The organism is Streptomyces sp. NPDC057438, from assembly GCF_042802995.1.
In the GTDB taxonomy this organism is placed as follows: domain Bacteria; phylum Actinomycetota; class Actinomycetes; order Streptomycetales; family Streptomycetaceae; genus Streptomyces.
In genome coordinates, this window is record NZ_JBHVDD010000038.1 from 33,490 (window position 1) to 50,538 (window position 17,049).

17 protein-coding genes and 1 riboswitch are annotated in these 17,049 nt (G+C 71.8%); of the genes, 8 read left to right on the plus strand and 9 right to left on the minus strand.

The genetic code is table 11. The features are described 5' to 3' along the window. Positions 1-33: 33 nt before the first annotated feature. The 5 genes from metF to ACFU5F_RS21595 all read right to left on the minus strand — a co-directional run bounded on the left by metF (position 34) and on the right by ACFU5F_RS21595 (position 3,987). Complete coding sequence (gene metF / locus ACFU5F_RS21575) at positions 34-957, minus strand: methylenetetrahydrofolate reductase [NAD(P)H] (RefSeq protein ID WP_383889586.1); 924 nt, start codon at positions 955-957, stop codon at positions 34-36. 110 nt (positions 958-1,067) lie between these two features. Further along, on the minus strand, positions 1,068-1,712 hold the full coding sequence (thiE, locus tag ACFU5F_RS21580) for a thiamine phosphate synthase (RefSeq protein WP_383889589.1): 645 nt from the start codon (positions 1,710-1,712) through the stop codon (positions 1,068-1,070). 213 nt (positions 1,713-1,925) lie between these two features. Next, positions 1,926-2,291: an Rv2175c family DNA-binding protein gene (locus ACFU5F_RS21585; protein WP_013004329.1), complete on the minus strand. Its 366-nt coding sequence runs from the start codon at positions 2,289-2,291 to the stop codon at positions 1,926-1,928. 58 nt (positions 2,292-2,349) lie between these two features. Beyond that, positions 2,350-3,567 carry an NAD(P)/FAD-dependent oxidoreductase gene (locus tag ACFU5F_RS21590; RefSeq protein WP_383889669.1) on the minus strand — a complete coding sequence of 406 codons (1,218 nt, stop codon included), beginning with the start codon at positions 3,565-3,567 and terminating at the stop codon, positions 2,350-2,352. A gap of 63 nt (positions 3,568-3,630) precedes the next feature. Beyond that, positions 3,631-3,987: a hypothetical protein gene (locus ACFU5F_RS21595; protein ID WP_383889592.1), complete on the minus strand. Its 357-nt coding sequence runs from the start codon at positions 3,985-3,987 to the stop codon at positions 3,631-3,633. A gap of 52 nt (positions 3,988-4,039) precedes the next feature. Further along, a riboswitch (TPP riboswitch) is annotated at positions 4,040-4,151 on the plus strand. On the opposite strand from ACFU5F_RS21595, the gene thiO reads away from it, so the two are divergent. The 5 genes from thiO (at position 4,149) to ACFU5F_RS21620 (ending at position 10,016) form a co-directional block, all read left to right on the plus strand. Continuing rightward, a complete protein-coding gene (thiO, locus tag ACFU5F_RS21600; RefSeq protein WP_383889595.1) occupies positions 4,149-5,324 on the plus strand; it encodes a glycine oxidase ThiO in 1,176 nt (391 codons plus the stop codon). (Overlaps the previous riboswitch by 3 nt.) 14 nt (positions 5,325-5,338) lie before the next feature. Further along, positions 5,339-5,539: a sulfur carrier protein ThiS gene (gene thiS / locus ACFU5F_RS21605; protein WP_383889672.1), complete on the plus strand. Its 201-nt coding sequence runs from the start codon at positions 5,339-5,341 to the stop codon at positions 5,537-5,539. A gap of 4 nt (positions 5,540-5,543) precedes the next feature. Beyond that, positions 5,544-6,338, plus strand: coding sequence for a thiazole synthase (locus tag ACFU5F_RS21610; RefSeq protein ID WP_383889598.1), 795 nt, complete (start codon positions 5,544-5,546; stop codon positions 6,336-6,338). A gap of 161 nt (positions 6,339-6,499) precedes the next feature. Further along, positions 6,500-8,419 (plus strand): Stk1 family PASTA domain-containing Ser/Thr kinase, encoded by a 1,920-nt coding sequence (gene pknB / locus ACFU5F_RS21615; RefSeq protein WP_383889601.1) that lies wholly within the window; start codon positions 6,500-6,502, stop codon positions 8,417-8,419. A 652-nt stretch (positions 8,420-9,071) separates the two neighbouring features. Continuing rightward, complete coding sequence (locus ACFU5F_RS21620) at positions 9,072-10,016, plus strand: deoxyribonuclease IV (RefSeq protein WP_383889604.1); 945 nt, start codon at positions 9,072-9,074, stop codon at positions 10,014-10,016. 20 nt (positions 10,017-10,036) lie between these two features. Here ACFU5F_RS21620 and ACFU5F_RS21625 read toward each other — a convergent pair whose 3' ends face one another. Beyond that, positions 10,037-10,684, minus strand: a complete 648-nt coding sequence (locus tag ACFU5F_RS21625; RefSeq protein ID WP_383889607.1) for a sulfite oxidase-like oxidoreductase — start codon at positions 10,682-10,684, stop codon at positions 10,037-10,039. Positions 10,685-10,859: 175 nt separating this feature from the next. On the opposite strand from ACFU5F_RS21625, the gene bfr reads away from it, so the two are divergent. Continuing rightward, positions 10,860-11,339, plus strand: coding sequence for a bacterioferritin (gene bfr, locus ACFU5F_RS21630; RefSeq protein ID WP_383889609.1), 480 nt, complete (start codon positions 10,860-10,862; stop codon positions 11,337-11,339). A gap of 49 nt (positions 11,340-11,388) precedes the next feature. On the opposite strand, the gene ACFU5F_RS21635 is transcribed toward bfr, so the two are convergent. The 3 genes from ACFU5F_RS21635 to ACFU5F_RS21645 form a co-directional block, all read right to left on the minus strand. Beyond that, complete coding sequence (locus ACFU5F_RS21635) at positions 11,389-11,640, minus strand: bacterioferritin-associated ferredoxin (RefSeq protein WP_383889611.1); 252 nt, start codon at positions 11,638-11,640, stop codon at positions 11,389-11,391. A gap of 164 nt (positions 11,641-11,804) precedes the next feature. Next, positions 11,805-13,154 carry a class II 3-deoxy-7-phosphoheptulonate synthase gene (locus ACFU5F_RS21640; protein WP_383889613.1) on the minus strand — a complete coding sequence of 450 codons (1,350 nt, stop codon included), beginning with the start codon at positions 13,152-13,154 and terminating at the stop codon, positions 11,805-11,807. Positions 13,155-13,270: 116 nt separating this feature from the next. Further along, complete coding sequence (locus ACFU5F_RS21645; RefSeq protein WP_383889616.1) at positions 13,271-14,791, minus strand: hypothetical protein; 1,521 nt, start codon at positions 14,789-14,791, stop codon at positions 13,271-13,273. Between the two features lie 140 nt (positions 14,792-14,931). On the opposite strand from ACFU5F_RS21645, the gene ACFU5F_RS21650 reads away from it, so the two are divergent. Both ACFU5F_RS21650 and ACFU5F_RS21655 read left to right on the plus strand, forming a co-directional pair. Beyond that, positions 14,932-14,988, plus strand: coding sequence for a trp operon leader peptide (locus tag ACFU5F_RS21650; RefSeq protein ID WP_076973970.1), 57 nt, complete (start codon positions 14,932-14,934; stop codon positions 14,986-14,988). A gap of 118 nt (positions 14,989-15,106) precedes the next feature. After that, complete coding sequence (locus ACFU5F_RS21655) at positions 15,107-17,041, plus strand: anthranilate synthase family protein (protein ID WP_383889619.1); 1,935 nt, start codon at positions 15,107-15,109, stop codon at positions 17,039-17,041. Positions 17,042-17,049 lie beyond the last annotated feature (8 nt).

A 17,049-nucleotide genomic window follows, 5' to 3' on the forward strand; every position in this document is an offset into this window, starting at 1 on the left:
CAACGCAGTGTGTCGTACGCGAGTGCGACCGGTCTAGGCCCGTGATGGGTGGTGCGGGCCCAGGTTCTCGTAGATTTCCAGAGTCGCGGTGGAGTTGTTCAGGGTGATGAAGTGGAGCCCGGGGACTCCCTCGTCCAACAGCCTCGCGCAGAACTCCGTGGCGAACTCGATGCCAATGGAGCGTACAGCGGCCGGATCGTCTTTGGCTGTGACGATCCGCTCTTTCAGGGCGTTCGGGATGGCGGCGTTACTGAGTTGCGGCAACCGTTCCAGCATCTTCACGCTGGTGACGGGCATGACCTCGGGAATGACGGGCGTCTCGCAGCCGGCTTTGGCCACCGCGTCCCTCAGACGCAGGTACGACTCCGGCTGGAAGAACATCTGCGTGATCGCGTAGTCGGCGCCGGCACGGCACTTGTCGACGAAGCGCGCCACGTCGCTGTCCCAGTCCGGGGAGCGCGGGTGCATCTCCGGGAAGGCCGCGACGCCCACGCAGAAGTCCCCCGACTCCTTGATGAGCTGGACGAGTTCGGCGGCGTACGTCAGGCCCTGCGGATGCGCGACCCACTCGCCCATGGGGTCACCGGGCGGGTCGCCGCGGACCGCGAGCATGTTGCGGATCCCGGCGTCCGCGTACTGGCCGATGATGTTGCGCAGCTCGGCGACGGAGTGGCTGACCGCCGTGAGGTGGGCGACCGGGGTGAGGGTGGTGTCGGCGGCGATCTGCTCGGTGGCCTTCACCGTCCCCGCGCGGGTGGAACCGCCTGCGCCGTACGTCACGGAGACGAAGCTGGGGGCGACCGCCTCGATCCTGCGGAGGGCGTTCCACAGGTTCCGCTCGCCCTTCTCCGTCTTGGGCGCCCAGAACTCGAAGGAGTACGTGGTCCTGCCCGTGGCGAGCATCTCCCGCACGGTGCGTGCGTGATCAGTCCTGGTCGAAGCGGTTCCTAGGGCCATACCGGCAGGTTAGTCAGGTCGGGGCCGTCACCCAACCAGAGCGGGGGACTTTGTCCGTTTTGCCGCTCCGGTGTCCACGCCTTGGACAGCGGTGGGCAGGGCGGGGCCGGTCAGAGGGCGCGCAGGCGCTTGCTGAACTCCGCCGCGGCGGCCCCGGGGTCGTCGGCCTCGGTGAGGGCCCGGACGACGACGGCCCGGCGGGCGCCCGCCTCGACGACCTCGTCGAGATTGCCGAGGTCGATGCCGCCGATGGCGAACCAGGGGCGGTCGGTGCCGAGGGCGGCGGTGTACCGCACGAGGTCCAGGCCGGGGGCGTGGCGGCCGGGCTTGGTGGGGGTGGGCCAGCAGGGGCCGGTGCAGAAGTAGTCCACGCCCTCCTGGACGGCCGCCGCGGCGGCCTCCTCCTCGGCGTGCGTGGAGCGGCCGACGAGGACACGGTCACCGAGGACGGCGCGGGCGGCGGGGACCGGAAGGTCGCCCTGGCCCAGGTGCAGCACGTCCGCGCCGCTCGCGTGGGCGACGTCCGCGCGGTCGTTGACGGCGAGCAGCCTGCCGTGCCTGCGGCAGGCGTCCGCGAGGACCTGGAGGTGCTCCAGCTCCTCGGCGGCCTCCATGCCCTTGTCGCGCAGCTGCACGATGTCCACACCGCCGCCCAGGACCGCGTCCAGGAACTCCGGCAGGTCGCCCTGGCGCTTGCGGGCGTCCGTGCAGAGGTAGAGCCGGGCGTCGGCGAGCCGGGCGGCTGCGTCGGTCATGCGTGGGTCCCCCGTCGAACGGTGCGTGGCCGGCACGGCGTGACGGGGCCGCGCCCCTCGCGGGCCACGGCTCCCGTACGCCGTCCGGGCGGCGGCTTGGGTGCTTGTCCAAGTGGTACGCGCTTGCGGTGCCGCGCGTTTCAGGTGGTGCGCATGTCAGGTGGTGCGTGTTTCAGGTGGTGCCGGTGTTCCCGATGGTGCGAGTGTTGCGGGTCAGACGGCGAGCGCCTGGGCGCGGCGCTTCACCTCCGTGCCACGATTCTCGCTCAGGGCCTGGGCCGGCGTGCCGGGCAGGCTCGGGTCCGGAGTGAACAGCCACTCCAGCATCTCCTCGTCGGTGAAGCCGTCGTCCCTCAGCAGGGTCAGGGTGCCGGTCAGGCCCTTGACCACCTTGTCCTCGTCGATGAAGGCGGCGGGGACGTGCAGTGCGCGGTTCTCGCCCCGGCGTACGGCGATGAGCTGGCCTTCCTTCACCAGCTGCCGCACCCGGGTCACCTCGACGTCCAGCATCTCTGCGATGTCGGGGAGGGTCAGCCACGCGGGGACGAGAGCATCGATCTTTGCGTCAATCTCGGTCACGTCTCCAAGACTGCCATCTGGGACTGACAGTGGGTAGCCGGGGCGCCCGGGGCCGGCTCTAGAGCGCCGCCGCCTTCAAGGGCCGGGCCGGGTCCCTGAGCAGCTCCGGGTCCACCGGCGTGCCCGCCTCGATCAGGCGGCGGCCCTGGGCCAGGTCCCGGGGCCGGCCCACGGCCAGCAGGGCGACCAGGCGGCCTTCGCGGAGCCAGCAGACCGACCAGGCGGCGCCGGTGGGGTCGCCGCGCCGGACCATGGTGTCGGCCGAGGCGTGGTCCCCGGCGTACTGGACGAAACGGCCGAACTGCTCGGACCAGAAGTAGGGGACGGGGTCGTAGGGCGCGGGGGTCTCGCCGACGATGTTCGCCGCGACCGTGCGGGGGCCTTGGAGGGCGTTGTCCCAGTGGTGGACGAGGAGGCGCCGGCCGTACCTGCCCGAGGGGAAGGAGGCGCAGTCGCCGACCGCGTAGACGTCGGGCGCGGAGGCGCGCAGGTGGTCGTCGGCCACCACCTCGCCGTACGTGCCCAGCTCGATGCCGGAGTCCTTCAGCCAGGCCGTGGCGGGGCGCGCGCCGATACCGACGACGACCGCGCCCGCCGGCACGCGGGTGCCGTCGTCCAGGACCACCGTCCCGGGCTCGACGCGCTCCACGCGCGCGTGGGTGCGCAGGGTGGCCCCGCTGTCGGCGTACCAGGCGGCCATCGGCGCGGCCACCTCCGCCGGCAGCGCGCCCGCGAGCGGGCGGTCGGCCGCCTCGACGACCGTCACCGCGCAGCCCGCCTCGCGCGCGGCCGTGGCGAACTCGGCGCCGATCCAGCCCGCGCCGACGACCACGATGTCGTGCTGGCGGGCCAGGACGGGCCGCAGCCGCTCGGCGTCGTCCAGGGTCCGCAGCAGATGCACCCCGGGCACGCCCTCGGCACCGGGCAGCATGATCGGTTCCGCGCCGGTCGCGAGGACGAGGAGGTCGTACGGGACGGGCCCGGCAGCCGTGTCGAGCGCGTGGTCGGCGGGGCGCAGGCCCAGCACCTCGCGGCCCAGCAGGAGTTCGATGCCGAGCGCCTCGAAGTCGACGTCGAAGGCGGAGCCCTCGGCCTTGCCGAGCAGCACGGCCTTCGACAACGGCGGGCGGTCGTAGGGCTGATGGGGCTCGGCCCCGATCAGTGTCACGTCGCCGCTGAAGCCCTGTTCGCGCAGCGCGACCGCGGTCTGCACGCCCGCCATGCCCGCGCCCACGACGACCACGCGCCGCGCCGGCGTCCCGCCCCTGTGCCGCATCTGCTCGCTCACCCGGTCACCATAGACAACCGGCATCCGGTCGGTCAGCCGGTGGGGCGGCGGTCACTCCCCCGCGACCTGCCCCACGACCTCCTCCACCACGCTCGTCCCGCTGCCCGGCCCCGACTCCCACTCCCAGGTCTCCTCCAGCCGGACGCGCCCGTCGGCCAGTTCGACGACCAGTGAGGCGCAGTGCCCGGACGCGGTGGTCCCGTCGGTCTTCAGCTGCACGTACCGGAAGTCCAGCCGGTCCCCCGCGCGCGTGCCCACGAGACGGCCGCGCACGACGTCGCCGCCCGTGTACTCGGCCCAGATCTCGCCGTCCCTCTCGTGGTAGACGAACCGGGTCCGGGTGCCCACCTGGCCCGGGGCCTGGTCGGCGACGGGGGCGAGGACGAGACCGTCGAGCGAGCGGGCCATGGGCGGAGGCTCCCTTTCTGAGGCGAACGGTGAGGGCTAGGGTGGGCCACCGTAGAGCACTCGCGGGAGCCCGGACGCACCGGGCTGAGAGGGAGGCTGGCGGCCTCCGACCGTACGAACCTGATCCGGGTCATGCCGGCGAAGGGAGGGGCTGGACGCCCATGTCGCGTACGCACACGTCAGACGTCCTCGTCGTGGGGGGCGGAATCATCGGGCTCGTGACGGCGTGGCGGGCCGCGCTGCGCGGGTTCGCCACGGCCGTGGTCGATCCCGAGCCGGGCGGCGGGGCCGCGCAGGTGGCGGCCGGGATGCTCGCCGCCGTCACCGAACTGCACTACGGCGAGCAGACGCTGCTGGGGCTCAACGTGGAGTCCGCACGCCGCTATCCGGGATTCGTGGCCGAGCTGACGGAGGCGACCGGCCTCGGTCTCGGCTACCGCCGCTGCGGCACGCTCGCCGTCGCGCTGGACGCCGACGACCGCGCCCATCTGCGTGAACTGCACGCCCTGCAACGCCGGTCGGGGCTGGACCCGGAGTGGCTGAGCGGCCGCGACTGCCGCCGGCTGGAGCCGATGCTCGCACCCGGGGTGCGGGGCGGGCTGCGGGCCGACGGGGACCACCAGATCGACCCGAGGCGGCTCTCCAGGGCCCTCGTCGCGGCCTGCGGGCGGGCCGGGGTGGTGTTCCACCGGACCCGGGCCGAGGAGCTGACGGTGGACCGGGAGCGGGCCACCGGGGTCCGCACCCGAGAGGACGACCGGCTGTCCGCCGGGCGGGTCGTCCTCGCGGCCGGCAGCCTCAGCGGGCGGCTCGCCGGGGTCCCGGACGACGTGGTGCCGCCGGTGCGGCCGGTGAAGGGACAGGTGCTGCGGCTGACCGTGCCGGAGCCGTACGCGCCCTTCCTGAGCCGTACCGTGCGGGCCGTGGTGCGCGGCAGCCATGTCTACCTGGTGCCGCGCGAGAACGGCGAACTCGTCGTCGGCGCGACCAGCGAGGAGCAGGGCTGGGACACCACGGTGACCGCGGGCGGGGTGTACGAACTGCTGCGGGACGCCCATGAACTCGTCCCCGGGATCACCGAACTCCCGCTCACCGAGATGCGCGCGGGCCTGCGGCCCGCCTCCCCCGACAACGCGCCGCTCCTCGGGCCCACCGGGCTCGACGGCCTGATCCTCGCGACCGGGCACCACCGCAACGGGGTGCTTCTCACCCCGGTCACCGGCGATGTCCTGGCCCATGTGCTGACCACGGGCGAACTGCCGGAGGAGGCCCGCGACTTCACACCGCTGCGGTTCCGCGCCGGCGCGGCCCGCCGACTCATGGAGCAGCCCGTATGAACACCTCCGGGACCCTGACCGTGCTCGTGAACGGGGAACGGCGGCTGATCGCGCCCGGCACGGCGCTGGACGCCCTGGTGCGCACGCTCACCCCGTCGCCCTCCGGTGTCGCCGCCGCGCTCAACGAAACCGTCGTCCCGCGCGCGCGGTGGACCACCACCGCCCTCGCCGAGGGGGACCGCGTCGAGGTCCTCACCGCCGTCCAAGGAGGCTGACCGCATGGCAGACGACCCCTTCGTCCTCGGCGGCACGACCTACTCGTCCCGCCTGATCATGGGCACCGGCGGGGCGGCCGGCCTGGACGTCCTGGAGCGTGCGCTGGTGGCCTCCGGCACGGAGCTGACGACCGTGGCGATGCGCCGCGTGAAGGCGTCCGTGCACGGCTCCGTCCTGTCCGTGCTCGACCGGCTCGGCATCCGGGTGCTGCCCAACACGGCCGGCTGCTTCACGGCGGGCGAGGCCGTGCTGACGGCCCGCCTCGCGCGGGAGGCGCTCGGGACGTCCCTGGTCAAGCTGGAGGTCATCGCCGACGAGCGCACGCTGCTGCCCGACCCCATCGAGCTGCTCGACGCCGCCGAGACGCTCGTCGACGACGGTTTCACCGTGCTGCCGTACACGAACGACGATCCCGTGCTCGCGCGGAAGCTGGAGGACGTGGGCTGTGCCGCGATCATGCCGCTCGGTTCGCCGATCGGGTCGGGGCTCGGCATCCGCAACCCGCACAACTTCCAGCTGATCGTGGAGCACGCGGGCGTGCCCGTGATCCTCGACGCGGGCGCGGGAACGGCGTCGGACGTCGCACTCGCGATGGAGCTGGGGTGCGCCGGGGTCATGCTCGCCTCCGCCGTGACCCGGGCCCAGGAACCGGTCCTCATGGCGGAGGGCATGCGGCACGCGGTGGAGGCGGGCCGGCTGGCGTACCGGGCGGGCCGCATCCCCCGCCGGCACTTCGCCGAGGCGTCCTCGCCGGGCGAGGGGCTGGCACGGCTCGATCCGGAGCGCCCCGCGTTCTGATCCGGCTCTCGCGCCACCCGCCGTCACTCGAACGGCCGAACGAATACGGCCGTACGTCCGCCCGTCACAGCCCTCCGGCCCGGGTCACAGCTCTGCTGCAGTACGGCCCCGGTGCCGTGCGGCCCGTGGGCCGCTCGGCGGCGGCTCGTACACTCGCCTGCGTGGACACGACCCTTCAGGACCCGCTTGTCGGCCAGGTGCTCGACGGCCGGTATCGAGTCGAGGCGCGGATCGCGGTCGGCGGGATGGCCACGGTCTACCGGACCGTGGACACCCGCCTCGACCGCGTGCTCGCGCTCAAGGTGATGCACCCGACGCTGGCCGCGGACCGGACGTTCGTCGAGCGTTTCATCCGCGAGGCCAAGTCGGTGGCCCGGCTGTCCCACCCGAACGTGGTGGGGGTCTACGACCAGGGCACGGACGGCTCGTACGTCTACCTGGCGATGGAGTACGTGGCCGGCTGCACCCTTCGTGACGTGCTGCGCGACCGCGGGGCACTGCAGCCCCGGGCGGCGCTGGACATCCTGGAGCCGGTGCTCGCCGCGCTCGGCGCCGCGCACCGCGCCGGGTTCGTGCACCGGGACATGAAGCCCGAGAACGTGCTGATAGGGGACGACGGCCGGGTCAAGGTCGCCGACTTCGGGCTCGTACGGGCCGTGGACACCGTCACCAGCACCACCGGCAGCGTCCTCGGCACCGTCTCCTACCTCGCCCCCGAGCAGCTGGAGCACGGCACGACCGACGCCCGTGTCGACGTGTACGCGTGCGGGGTGACGCTCTACGAGATGCTCACCGGCGGCAAACCGCACGCCGGGGAGTCGCCCGCCCAGGTGCTCTACCACGCGCTGCACGACGACGTGCCGCCGCCGTCGGCCGCCGTGCCGGGGCTGCCGTACGAGCTGGACGCGCTGGTCGCCTCCGCGACCGCGCGCAATCCGGACCTGCGGCCCTACGACGCCGTCGCGCTGCTCGCGCAGACGTTGGAGGCACGGGCCGCGCTGAGCGAGGAGCAGCTGGACGCGGTGCCGCCGCAGGCGATAGCCGGCGGCCACGACACCGCGGAGGACCGGACGAGCGTGATCCCGCGCTCGCTGGCCGTGTCGCGGTCCGTGGGGCTGGGCCCCGACCCGATCGACCGTACGAGCCGCTTCCAGTCGCCCTCACCGCCGCCGCCCCGGCGCACGCGCGGCGTCTCGGCACCCCGGCGCGGGGTGCTGGCGGCTCTTGTGGCGGTGCTGCTCGTCCTCGGTGTGGGCGGGGGCGTCTGGTACATCACCTCGGGCCAGTTCACGCAGGTCCCGGCGGTGTTGCAGCAGAGCGAGGCGGACGCCAGGAAGCGGCTGGAGGGCGCGGGGCTGGACGTCGACGTGAAGAAGGCGTACAGCGACACCGTCAAGCGCGGCAAGGTGATCAGCACCGACCCGGCCCCCGGGGAGCGGATCCGGGACAACGACTCCGTGACGGTGACAATCTCCAGGGGCCCGGAGACCGTGAAGGTGCCCGATCTGAAGGGCCTCAGGCTGGACCTCGCGAAGAACCAGCTGAAGGGCGACGGGCTCGAACCGGGCCTGGTGACCAGGGAGTTCAGCGATGAGGTCATCCGGGGCCAGGTGATCAGCACGCGTCCGGGCATCGGCACCGAGGTCTCCGCGGGCACGGTCGTCCGGATCGTGGTCAGCCGGGGCGCCCCGGTGGAGGTGCCCGACCTCTCCGGAGCCTCGGTCGAGGACGCCACCGCCCAGCTGGAGCAGGCGGGCCTCAAGGTGAAGATCGCTTCGGGGCGGGTCAACTCCGAGTTCGACAAGGGCTCGGTGGCGGAGCAGTCGCCGGGTGCGGGCAAGCAGCTCGGCACGGGCGACACGGTCACCCTGACGATCTCCAAGGGCCCCGTGCTGGTCGAGGTCCCCGACGTCGTGGGCGACAGCGTCGACGAGGCCACGAGCCGGCTGAAGGCCGCCGGCTTCGAGGTCGAGGAGGACCGGGGCATCCTCGGCTTCTTCGCCGACGAGGTGAAGGGCCAGTCGGTCGCCGGCGGCGACACGGCCCCCAAGGGCTCGAAGATCACGATCGAGATCGGCTGACGGGCCCGACCGAACCCGGCCTTCCGAAGTTTCCCCGCCACCCCGCCGTCGCCCAGGGCAGACCCGAGGTCGACGGCGGGGTGACGGGACGACCGGTCGGGAGCAGCCGGAAGCACCGCACGACCGCTCCGGAACGACCGGAAGTGCTCACGACCGGCCGACAGGGGCGACCGGGCCGGGTCGAGGGGCGCAGGGCTCCGGGCGACGAGCGCAAGGAGCCGGTCGACCCGCGTCAACGGGCTTCGGTCGACGGACGCCGATCGACGCGCTTCGGCCGACCGGTCCCGATGGGCAGACCCCGGTCAGCGCACCCCGGTCCATCGGCTTCGGCCGGCGGACCTCGGCCGACGAGCCCCGGCCCGAGCGGCCTCACTCGGCAGAGCCCGCCCGGCGACCCCCGGTCGACCGGCCTTCGGCCGACAGACCCCGGTCGGCAGACCCCGGCCGAGAGACGTCGATCGGCGAGCCCCGGCCGGACCGGCACGGCCAGGTCGAGCCGGCGGAGGCCCCCGGTCAGCCGGCCCGGAGTCCATCGGTTCCCTGTCGGCGAACCCGGATCGACGAGCCCGTGTCCGAGCGGCCCGGTCGGCAGACCCCGGCGTCGGCATACGTGCCGGTCGGGTGCCGGCGGGCGCATGACACCCTGGGTGCCGTGAGCACCCAGCAGTCCTCCAGCCCTGCCGCCCTTCCCGGGCCGTCGCCCAGGCCCTCCGGCTCCCCCGCCCCCGGCGGCTCCCGCGCGGCGCGGAACCCCGTCGGTGGGCATGTCCCCGTCGCCGGGGGGCTGAACTCCGTGGGGCTGACGTACGCGCGTGAGCTCCGGGCGGAGACGGTCCAGGTCTTCGTGGCCAATCCGCGTGGCTGGGCCACCCCGGTGGGGAACCCCCGGCAGGACGAGGAGTTCCGGGCGGTCTGCGCCGAGGAGTCGATCCCCGCGTACGTGCACGCGCCGTACCTGATCAACTTCGGGTCGCACACCGAGGCGACGGCGGAGAGGTCCGTGGAGTCGATGCGGCACTCGCTGCGCCGGGGCCGGGAGATCGGCGCGCTCGGGGTGGTCGTGCACACGGGGAGCGCGACCGGAGGGCGGGACCGTTCGGTGGCTTTGAAGCAGGTGCGGGAGTACCTGCTGCCGCTGCTGGACGAGCTGACCCACGACGACGACCCGTTCCTGCTGCTGGAGTCCACGGCGGGCCAGGGGTCCTCGCTGTGCTCGCGCACCTGGGACTTCGGGCCGTACTTCGAGGCGCTGGACGCCCATCCGAAGCTGGGCGTCTGCCTGGACACCTGTCACATCTTCGCGGCGGGTCACGACCTGACCGGCCCCGACGGCATGCACCGGACCCTGGACCTGCTCGTGGACACGGTCGGCGAGGGCCGGCTGAAGCTGATCCACGCCAACGACTCCAAGGACGTGGTCGGCGCCCACAAGGACCGCCACGAGAACATCGGCTCCGGTCACATCGGCGAGGACCCGTTCCGCGCCCTGATGACCCACCCCGCCACCGAGGGCGTACCCCTGATCATCGAGACGCCCGGCGGCAAGGAGGGGCACGCGGCGGACGTCGAGCGCCTGAAGAAGCTCAGGGACGGCTGAGGGGCCGAGGAGACGGCCGGTCAGAGCTCGGGGCCGTCCCCCGGCTCCTCCTGGTACGAGTAGCGCTGCTCCCGCCAGGGATCGCCGATGTTGTGGTAGCCGCGCTCCTCCCAGAAGCCACGACGGTCGGCGGTCATGTACTCGATGCCGCGGACCCACTTGGGGCCCTTCCAGGCGTACAGGTGGGGGACGACGAGGCGGAGGGGGAAGCCGTGCTCGGCGGTGAGGAGTTCGCCGTCCTTGTGGGTGGCGAAGATCGTGCGGTCGTCGGCGAAGTCGGCGAGGCGGAGGTTGGAGCTGAAGCCGTACTCGGCCCACACCATCACATGGGTGACCTCGGGGGCGGGCGGCGCGGTCCGCAGGATCGTGCGGGCCGGGATGCCGCCCCATTCGGCGCCGACCATGCTGAACTTCGTCACGCAGTGCAGATCGGCGACGACCGAGGCGTACGGCAGGGCGGTGAACTCGTCGTGGTTCCAGGCGTGCTTCTCGCCGTCGGCGGTGGCGCCGAAGACCCGGAAGTCCCAGCGCTCGGGACGGAACTTGGGAACGGGCCCGTAGTGGGTGACCGGCCAGCCGCGCTGGAGCCGCTGTCCCGGCGGAAGCTGCGAGGACGCCGCGTTCTCAGCTGCGCGATCTCCTGATGCGCGTTCCACCGGCTGACCCATGACTCCATCCTGACAGACCTCGGCCGGTGCACATGACCAGGGTCCACCCGACTCGGACATTTCGAACTAAGGATGCACTTACTTACTAAGCCCGCACTTACTGGACGATCTTCGACGGCGGTGCAATCATCGCGGCGCAACCTCCCAGTTCCCCCGCTTGGAAGGAGCTTCTGCGATGCAGGGCGACCCCGAGGTCATCGAATTCCTCAACGAGCAGCTGACCGCGGAGCTCACCGCGATCAACCAGTACTTCCTGCACGCGAAGATGCAGGAGAACTTCGGCTGGACGAAGCTCGCGAAGTACACGCGTCACGAGTCGTTCGACGAGATGAAGCACGCGGAGATCCTCACCGACCGGATCCTGTTCCTGGACGGGCTGCCGAACTACCAGCGGCTGTTCCACGTCCGGGTGGGGCAGACGGTCAAGGAGATGTTCGAGGCCGACCGGCAGGTCGAGGTCGAGGCCATCGACCGCCTCAAGCGCGGCATCGAGGTGATGCGCAACAAGGGCGACATCACCTCGGCGAACATCTTCGAGTCGATCCTCGCGGACGAGGAGCACCACATCGACTACCTCGACACCCAGCTGGAACTCCTGGAGAAGCTGGGCGAGGCGCTCTACATCGCACAGCTGATCGAGCAGCCGGAGGGCTGAGCCAGACCGGCCCCCGGGCCAGACCGCGCCCTCGTGCCGGGCCGCTGGGCTAGGCCGCTTCCCCGAGTTCGGCCGTCTTCCCGAGATCGGCGTAGACCGCCACCCCCTGGCCGGCCGGCTCCGGGCGCGGGCACGCGCCCCTGCCGAGGATCGCCTGGATCCGGCGCACGCACGAGCCGCAGTCCGTGCCCGCCTTGCAGGCCGACGCGATCTGGCGAGGAGTGCAGGCGCCGTCCGCCGCATGTTTCTTGACCTGCTGCTCGGTGACACCGAAGCAACTGCAGACGAACACGCGGTCCACCTCCCGCCGGGATCGAGTACGAGGCCCCGTCCCGATGATCGGTGAGGCTAACCTAACCTTACCCGGCGGGCAGGAACCGCAAAAGTGGAGTGGGGCGCGGATCGTATGTGATCCGCGCCCCACCTCGCGCTCCTGTAACGGGCGCATCCCCTGCTGATCAGCTACTAGTCCCGGTACAGCTCCGCGACGAGGAACGCCAGGTCCAGGGACTGGCTGCGGTTGAGCCGGGGGTCGCAGGCGGTCTCGTAGCGCTGGTGCAGGTCGTCGACGAAGATCTCGTCGCCGCCGCCCACGCACTCCGTGACGTCGTCGCCGGTCAGCTCCACGTGGATGCCGCCCGGGTGGGTGCCGAGGCCCTTGTGGACCTCGAAGAAGCCCTTGACCTCGTCGAGCACGTCGTCGAAGCGGCGGGTCTTGTGGCCGGAGGCCGCCTCGAAGGTGTTGCCGTGCATCGGGTCGGTGACCCAGGCCACCGTCGCGCCGGAGGCGGTGACCTTCTCGACCAGCTCGGGCAGCTTGTCGCGGACCTTGTCCGCGCCCATGCGCACGATGAAGGTGAGCCGGCCCGGCTCGCGGTCCGGGTCGAGGCGCTCGATGTACCGCAGCGCGTCCTCGGCCGTCGTCGTCGGGCCGAGCTTGATCCCGATCGGGTTGCGGATCTGCGAGGCGAACTCGATGTGCGCGTGGTCCAGCTGCCGGGTGCGCTCACCGATCCACACCATGTGCGCCGACACGTCGTACAGGCGGCCCGTGCGCGAGTCCACGCGGGTCAGCGCCGACTCGTAGTCGAGCAGCAGCGCCTCGTGCGAGGAGAAGAACTCGACGGTGCGGAACTCCTCCGGGTCGGTCCCGCAGGCGTGCATGAAGTTCAGCGCGTTGTCGATCTCGCGGGCGAGCTGCTCGTAGCGCTGGCCGGACGGGGACGACTTCACGAAGTCCTGGTTCCAGGCGTGCACCTGGCGCAGGTCGGCGTAACCGCCGGTGGTGAAGGCGCGCACCAGGTTGAGCGTGGAGGCGGAGGCGTGGTACATCCGCTTCAGGCGCTCGGGGTCCGGGATGCGCGCGGCCTCGTTGAAGTCGAAGCCGTTGACCGAGTCGCCGCGGTAGGTCGGCAGGGTCACGCCGTCGCGGGTCTCGGTGCCCTTGGAGCGCGGCTTGGAGTACTGGCCGGCGATCCGGCCGACCTTCACGACCGGCACGGAGGCCGCGTACGTGAGGACCGCGCCCATCTGGAGCAGGGTCTTCAGCTTGTTGCGGATGTGGTCGGCCGACACGGCGTCGAAGGCCTCGGCACAGTCGCCGCCCTGGAGGAGGAACGCCTCTCCCTTGGCGACGGACGCCATCCGGGCGCGCAGCTGGTCGCACTCGCCCGCGAAGACGAGCGGCGGATACGACTCGAGCTCCGCAACGACTGCGCGCAGAGCCTCGGTGTCGGGGTACTCGGGCTGCTGCGCCGCGGGCAGGTCTCGCCAGGTGTTGCCAGCGCTCGCGCTGGACTTAGCGTTCACGGTCACGACCTCCACATTACGGGGTCGTGTCGGGCGTCCATCCCCATGCTCATCAAGTGAGACGAACCCCGCTCGATCGGGGAGCGGGGTTCGTCGGACCGGTGACGGCGGGGCGGCCGGTGTCAGTGCAGGTTCATGACCGCGCTGTCGTCGAAGCCGACGGCGAAGACCGTACGCAGTGACAGGTTGGCGGCGGCGTTGTAGCCGTCACAGGCGTTCTTCTTCTCGTCCGGCTCCTGCACGGCCTGGAACTCGTGGGGGAAGCTGCCGCGCAGCGTCGTACCGGCGCAGATGTGCTCGGTGAGCCCCCACAGCTCCTCCACCTGGTCCGCGCCGAGCCTCGGCCAGTAGCTCAGGGCCTGGGGCGTGCCGACCGCCCAGTTCCCGTTCGCGTACACCGTCGTCCCGACCGTGCGGTTGCAGGCGGTGGTGGCCCGGGTGTCGCCCACCCAGGTGTGCGAGAAGACGGCGGGCTGCAGGGCGCAGCCCTTGTGGAAGGCGAAGTTCAGCAGTCCGGTGCTGTCGGTCCAGGTCATGCCGCCCTGCAGGCCGACGTAGCGGGACGCGGCGTAGGCGTCCTGGACCACGGTCTTGCCGCCGGACATGTTGAGCAGGCCCGGGTAGGTCGAGGCGCTGGTCGGATTGAGCTGGTAGCGGACCACCCGGCCGCCCGCCGCGGTGCCGAACCACTCACCGGTGACCAGCTTGTACGGGCTGCCGCCGGACTTGTCGAGGGAGAGCCAGGAGTAGCACAGGGAGTCGGCGTCGGGCGTGCCGTTGACGGCGTCCGAGTCGCACGCACCGGAGGGCGGCGGGGAGGTCTGCTTGTAGTAGTGGACCTGCGGCAGCACGTACGGGTAGCCACAGGCGCTGGACTTTCCGGAGCCGTCGATGCCGTAGGAGTTGATGCCGGAGCCGTAGGTGTCGACCTTGCCGAGCTTGTTGATGTCGAACACGCGGATGCCGTTGGAGGTGTCCGTGACGTAGAGGTAGTTGCCGTACCAGACGATGCCGCCGCCGTGGCCGGTGACGAACTTGAAGTCCGCGCCGCCCTCCGTGGGCTCGGCGAGGAGGACGTGGCGGTACTTCCTGGTGTCACGGTCGATGAGGCTGAGCTTGAGCAGGTTGTTCGTCCTGCACTTGTCGTTGGCCTCGTAGTCGCCGGCCGCGTTGGTCTTGAACGTCTTGTAGTGCCAGGCGACCGCGGTGACGCGCTTGTCCTGGATGGCGCCGTCGGCCCCGTCGGCGGTGCCGGTGCTGCTCATGCCCTGCGGCCACCAGCGCGGGGTGGTGTCGTCGCCGTGCGCCGAGGACCAGCACCAGGAGACCTTCCGGCTCACCGGCGGCAGCGCCTTCGTCTCGTCGCCGGCGCACGCGCGCATGGTGCGCAGGTTCATCCACGGGTCACTCGCCCCGGCGGAGTTCTTCGTGTACTCGGTGGTGACGACGTCGGCGAGGTCGGCGTCCGCCAGCTTGCCGTCGAGGGTGGTGGCCGCCGACACGGTGCTGGTGTCGGTCATCTTGAACCTGTCGCCGCTCAGCGTCAGCTTCGTCATCACCGGCTCGTCCACGGCCGCCGCCGGCTGCCCGGTGAGCCCGGTGAGCAGAACGGCCGCCGCCGCGACGAAGACCAGGGGCCTCATTCTCCCTATGAGTGACACACGCGCCCTTCCGTATCCACAAATCGACTCGAACATGTCAAGACTGAACAGTAGGGGATCTTAGGAGGAACCCCCGCGCGGATCACATGAGTTCTCGCGAGATGTCGGGTAGGGTGCGGCGCATGTTCGCGCACTCGATCCAGAACTGGTGGTGGACCGCTCATCCGGCGGCCCACTGACTGCGCGTACGCAAGACTTCGCGAAGGCCGCCCGAGGGGCGGCCTTCGGCGTTTCCAGGGCCCGGCCGCTCCTCCCCGATCACCGCGACGACCGTGATCCTTAAGGGAAGAGGAACCCATGGACCTGACCCGGCTGTTGTCCGACGACCGCCCGTTCGCCCTGCTGCGCCGCCGCACGCCGGGCCGCGACGACCAGGACACGGTGGAGCTGCTGATCGGTCCGGTGACCACCTGCCAGCGGCTCGCCGACCTCCCCGACGAGGGGCTGGCGCTCGTGCCCTTCCGGCAGATCCGCGAACGCGGCTTCGACGTCCGCGACGACGGGACGCCCCTGGCGGTGCTGGTCCCGGAGGAGACCTGCGAGCTGCCTCTCGACCGGGTCCTCGCGGAGCTGCCCGCCCATGACGTCCGGGTCGAGGACGGGGGCTTCGACGTGGACGACGAGGCGTACGCGCGGATCGTGGACCGGGTGCTGCGCGAGGAGATCGGGCGGGGCGAGGGCGCCAACTTCGTGATCCGGCGGACGTACGAGGGCGTGATCCCGGGCTTCGGCCGCGCCGACGCGCTCGCGCTGTTCCGGCGGCTGCTGGAGGGCGAGCGGGGCGCGTACTGGACGTTCGTGGTGCACACCGGTGAGCGCACGCTGGTCGGCGCCAGCCCGGAGGTGCACGTGCGGATGTCGAGCAGGAGGGGCGAGCGCGAAGCGCTCTCGGTTGAGGGCGGTGGTGGGAGACGGGCGGGCGGGACGGTCGTGATGAACCCGATCAGCGGGACCTATCGCTATCCCGCCGGGGGGCCGACACCGGAGGGTCTGCTGGCCTTCCTCGCCGACGGCAAGGAGATCGAGGAGCTGTCGATGGTCGTCGACGAGGAGCTCAAGATGATGTGCACGGTCGGCGACATGGGCGGGGTCGTGGTGGGGCCCCGGCTGAAGGAGATGGCCCACCTCGCGCACACCGAGTACGAGCTGCGCGGGCGGTCCTCGCTGGACGTGCGGGAGGTGCTGCGGGAGACGATGTTCGCCGCCACGGTCACCGGTTCGCCGGTGCAGAACGCCTGCCGGGTGATCGAGCGGTACGAGCCCCTCGGGCGGGACGGTGTCGGGCGCGGGTACTACGCGGGGGCGCTGGCACTGCTGGGGCGGGACTCGGGAGGGGCGCAGACCCTGGACTCTCCGATCCTGATCCGTACGGCCGACATCGCGGCGGACGGGCGGCTGAAGGTGTCGGTGGGGGCCACGCTCGTGCGGGGGTCCGATCCGGCGGGCGAGGTCGCCGAGACGCACGCGAAGGTGGCGGGGGTGCTGGCCGCGCTGGGGGTACGGCCGGGGCGGCCCGGCCCCGAACGGGTGGGGCCGGCCCTGGCGGACGACCCCCGGGTGCGGGCCGCGCTGGACGGGCGACGGGCGGCGCTGGCGCCGTTCTGGCTGCGGATGCGGGAGCGGACGGCCGAGCTGACCGGGCACGCGCTGGTCGTGGACGCCGAGGACACCTTCACCGCGATGCTCGCGCATCTGCTCAGGTCGTCGGGGCTGGAGGTCACCGTACGGCGGTACGACGAGCCGGGGCTGCGGGCCGATGTGCTCGCGCACGAGGGAGTGGTGGTGCTGGGGCCCGGGCCCGGGAACCCGCAGGACGTGAGCGACCCCAAGATGCGCTTTCTGCGGTCGCTGACCGCAGAGGTGCTGCGGGGGCATCGGCACGGGGTGCTCGGGGTGTGCCTGGGGCACGAACTCATCGCCTTGGAGCTGGGGTTGGAGATCGTGCGCAAGGAGGTGCCCTACCAGGGCGCGCAGACCGGGATCGATCTGTTCGGGCGCGCCGAGACCGTCGGGTTCTACAACAGCTTCGTGGCCCGCTGCGACGACGGGGCGGCCGGGGAGCTGGCGGCCCACGGGGTGGAGGTCAGCCGGAGCGGGAGCGGTGAGGTGCACGCGCTGCGGGGGCCCGGGTTCGCGGGGGTGCAGTTCCATCCGGAGTCGGTGCTGACGCTGGACGGGGTGAATGTGGTGCGTCAGCTGGTGGCGGGGGTTGGGTCGCTGAGCGCGCGTTAGGGGCGCCC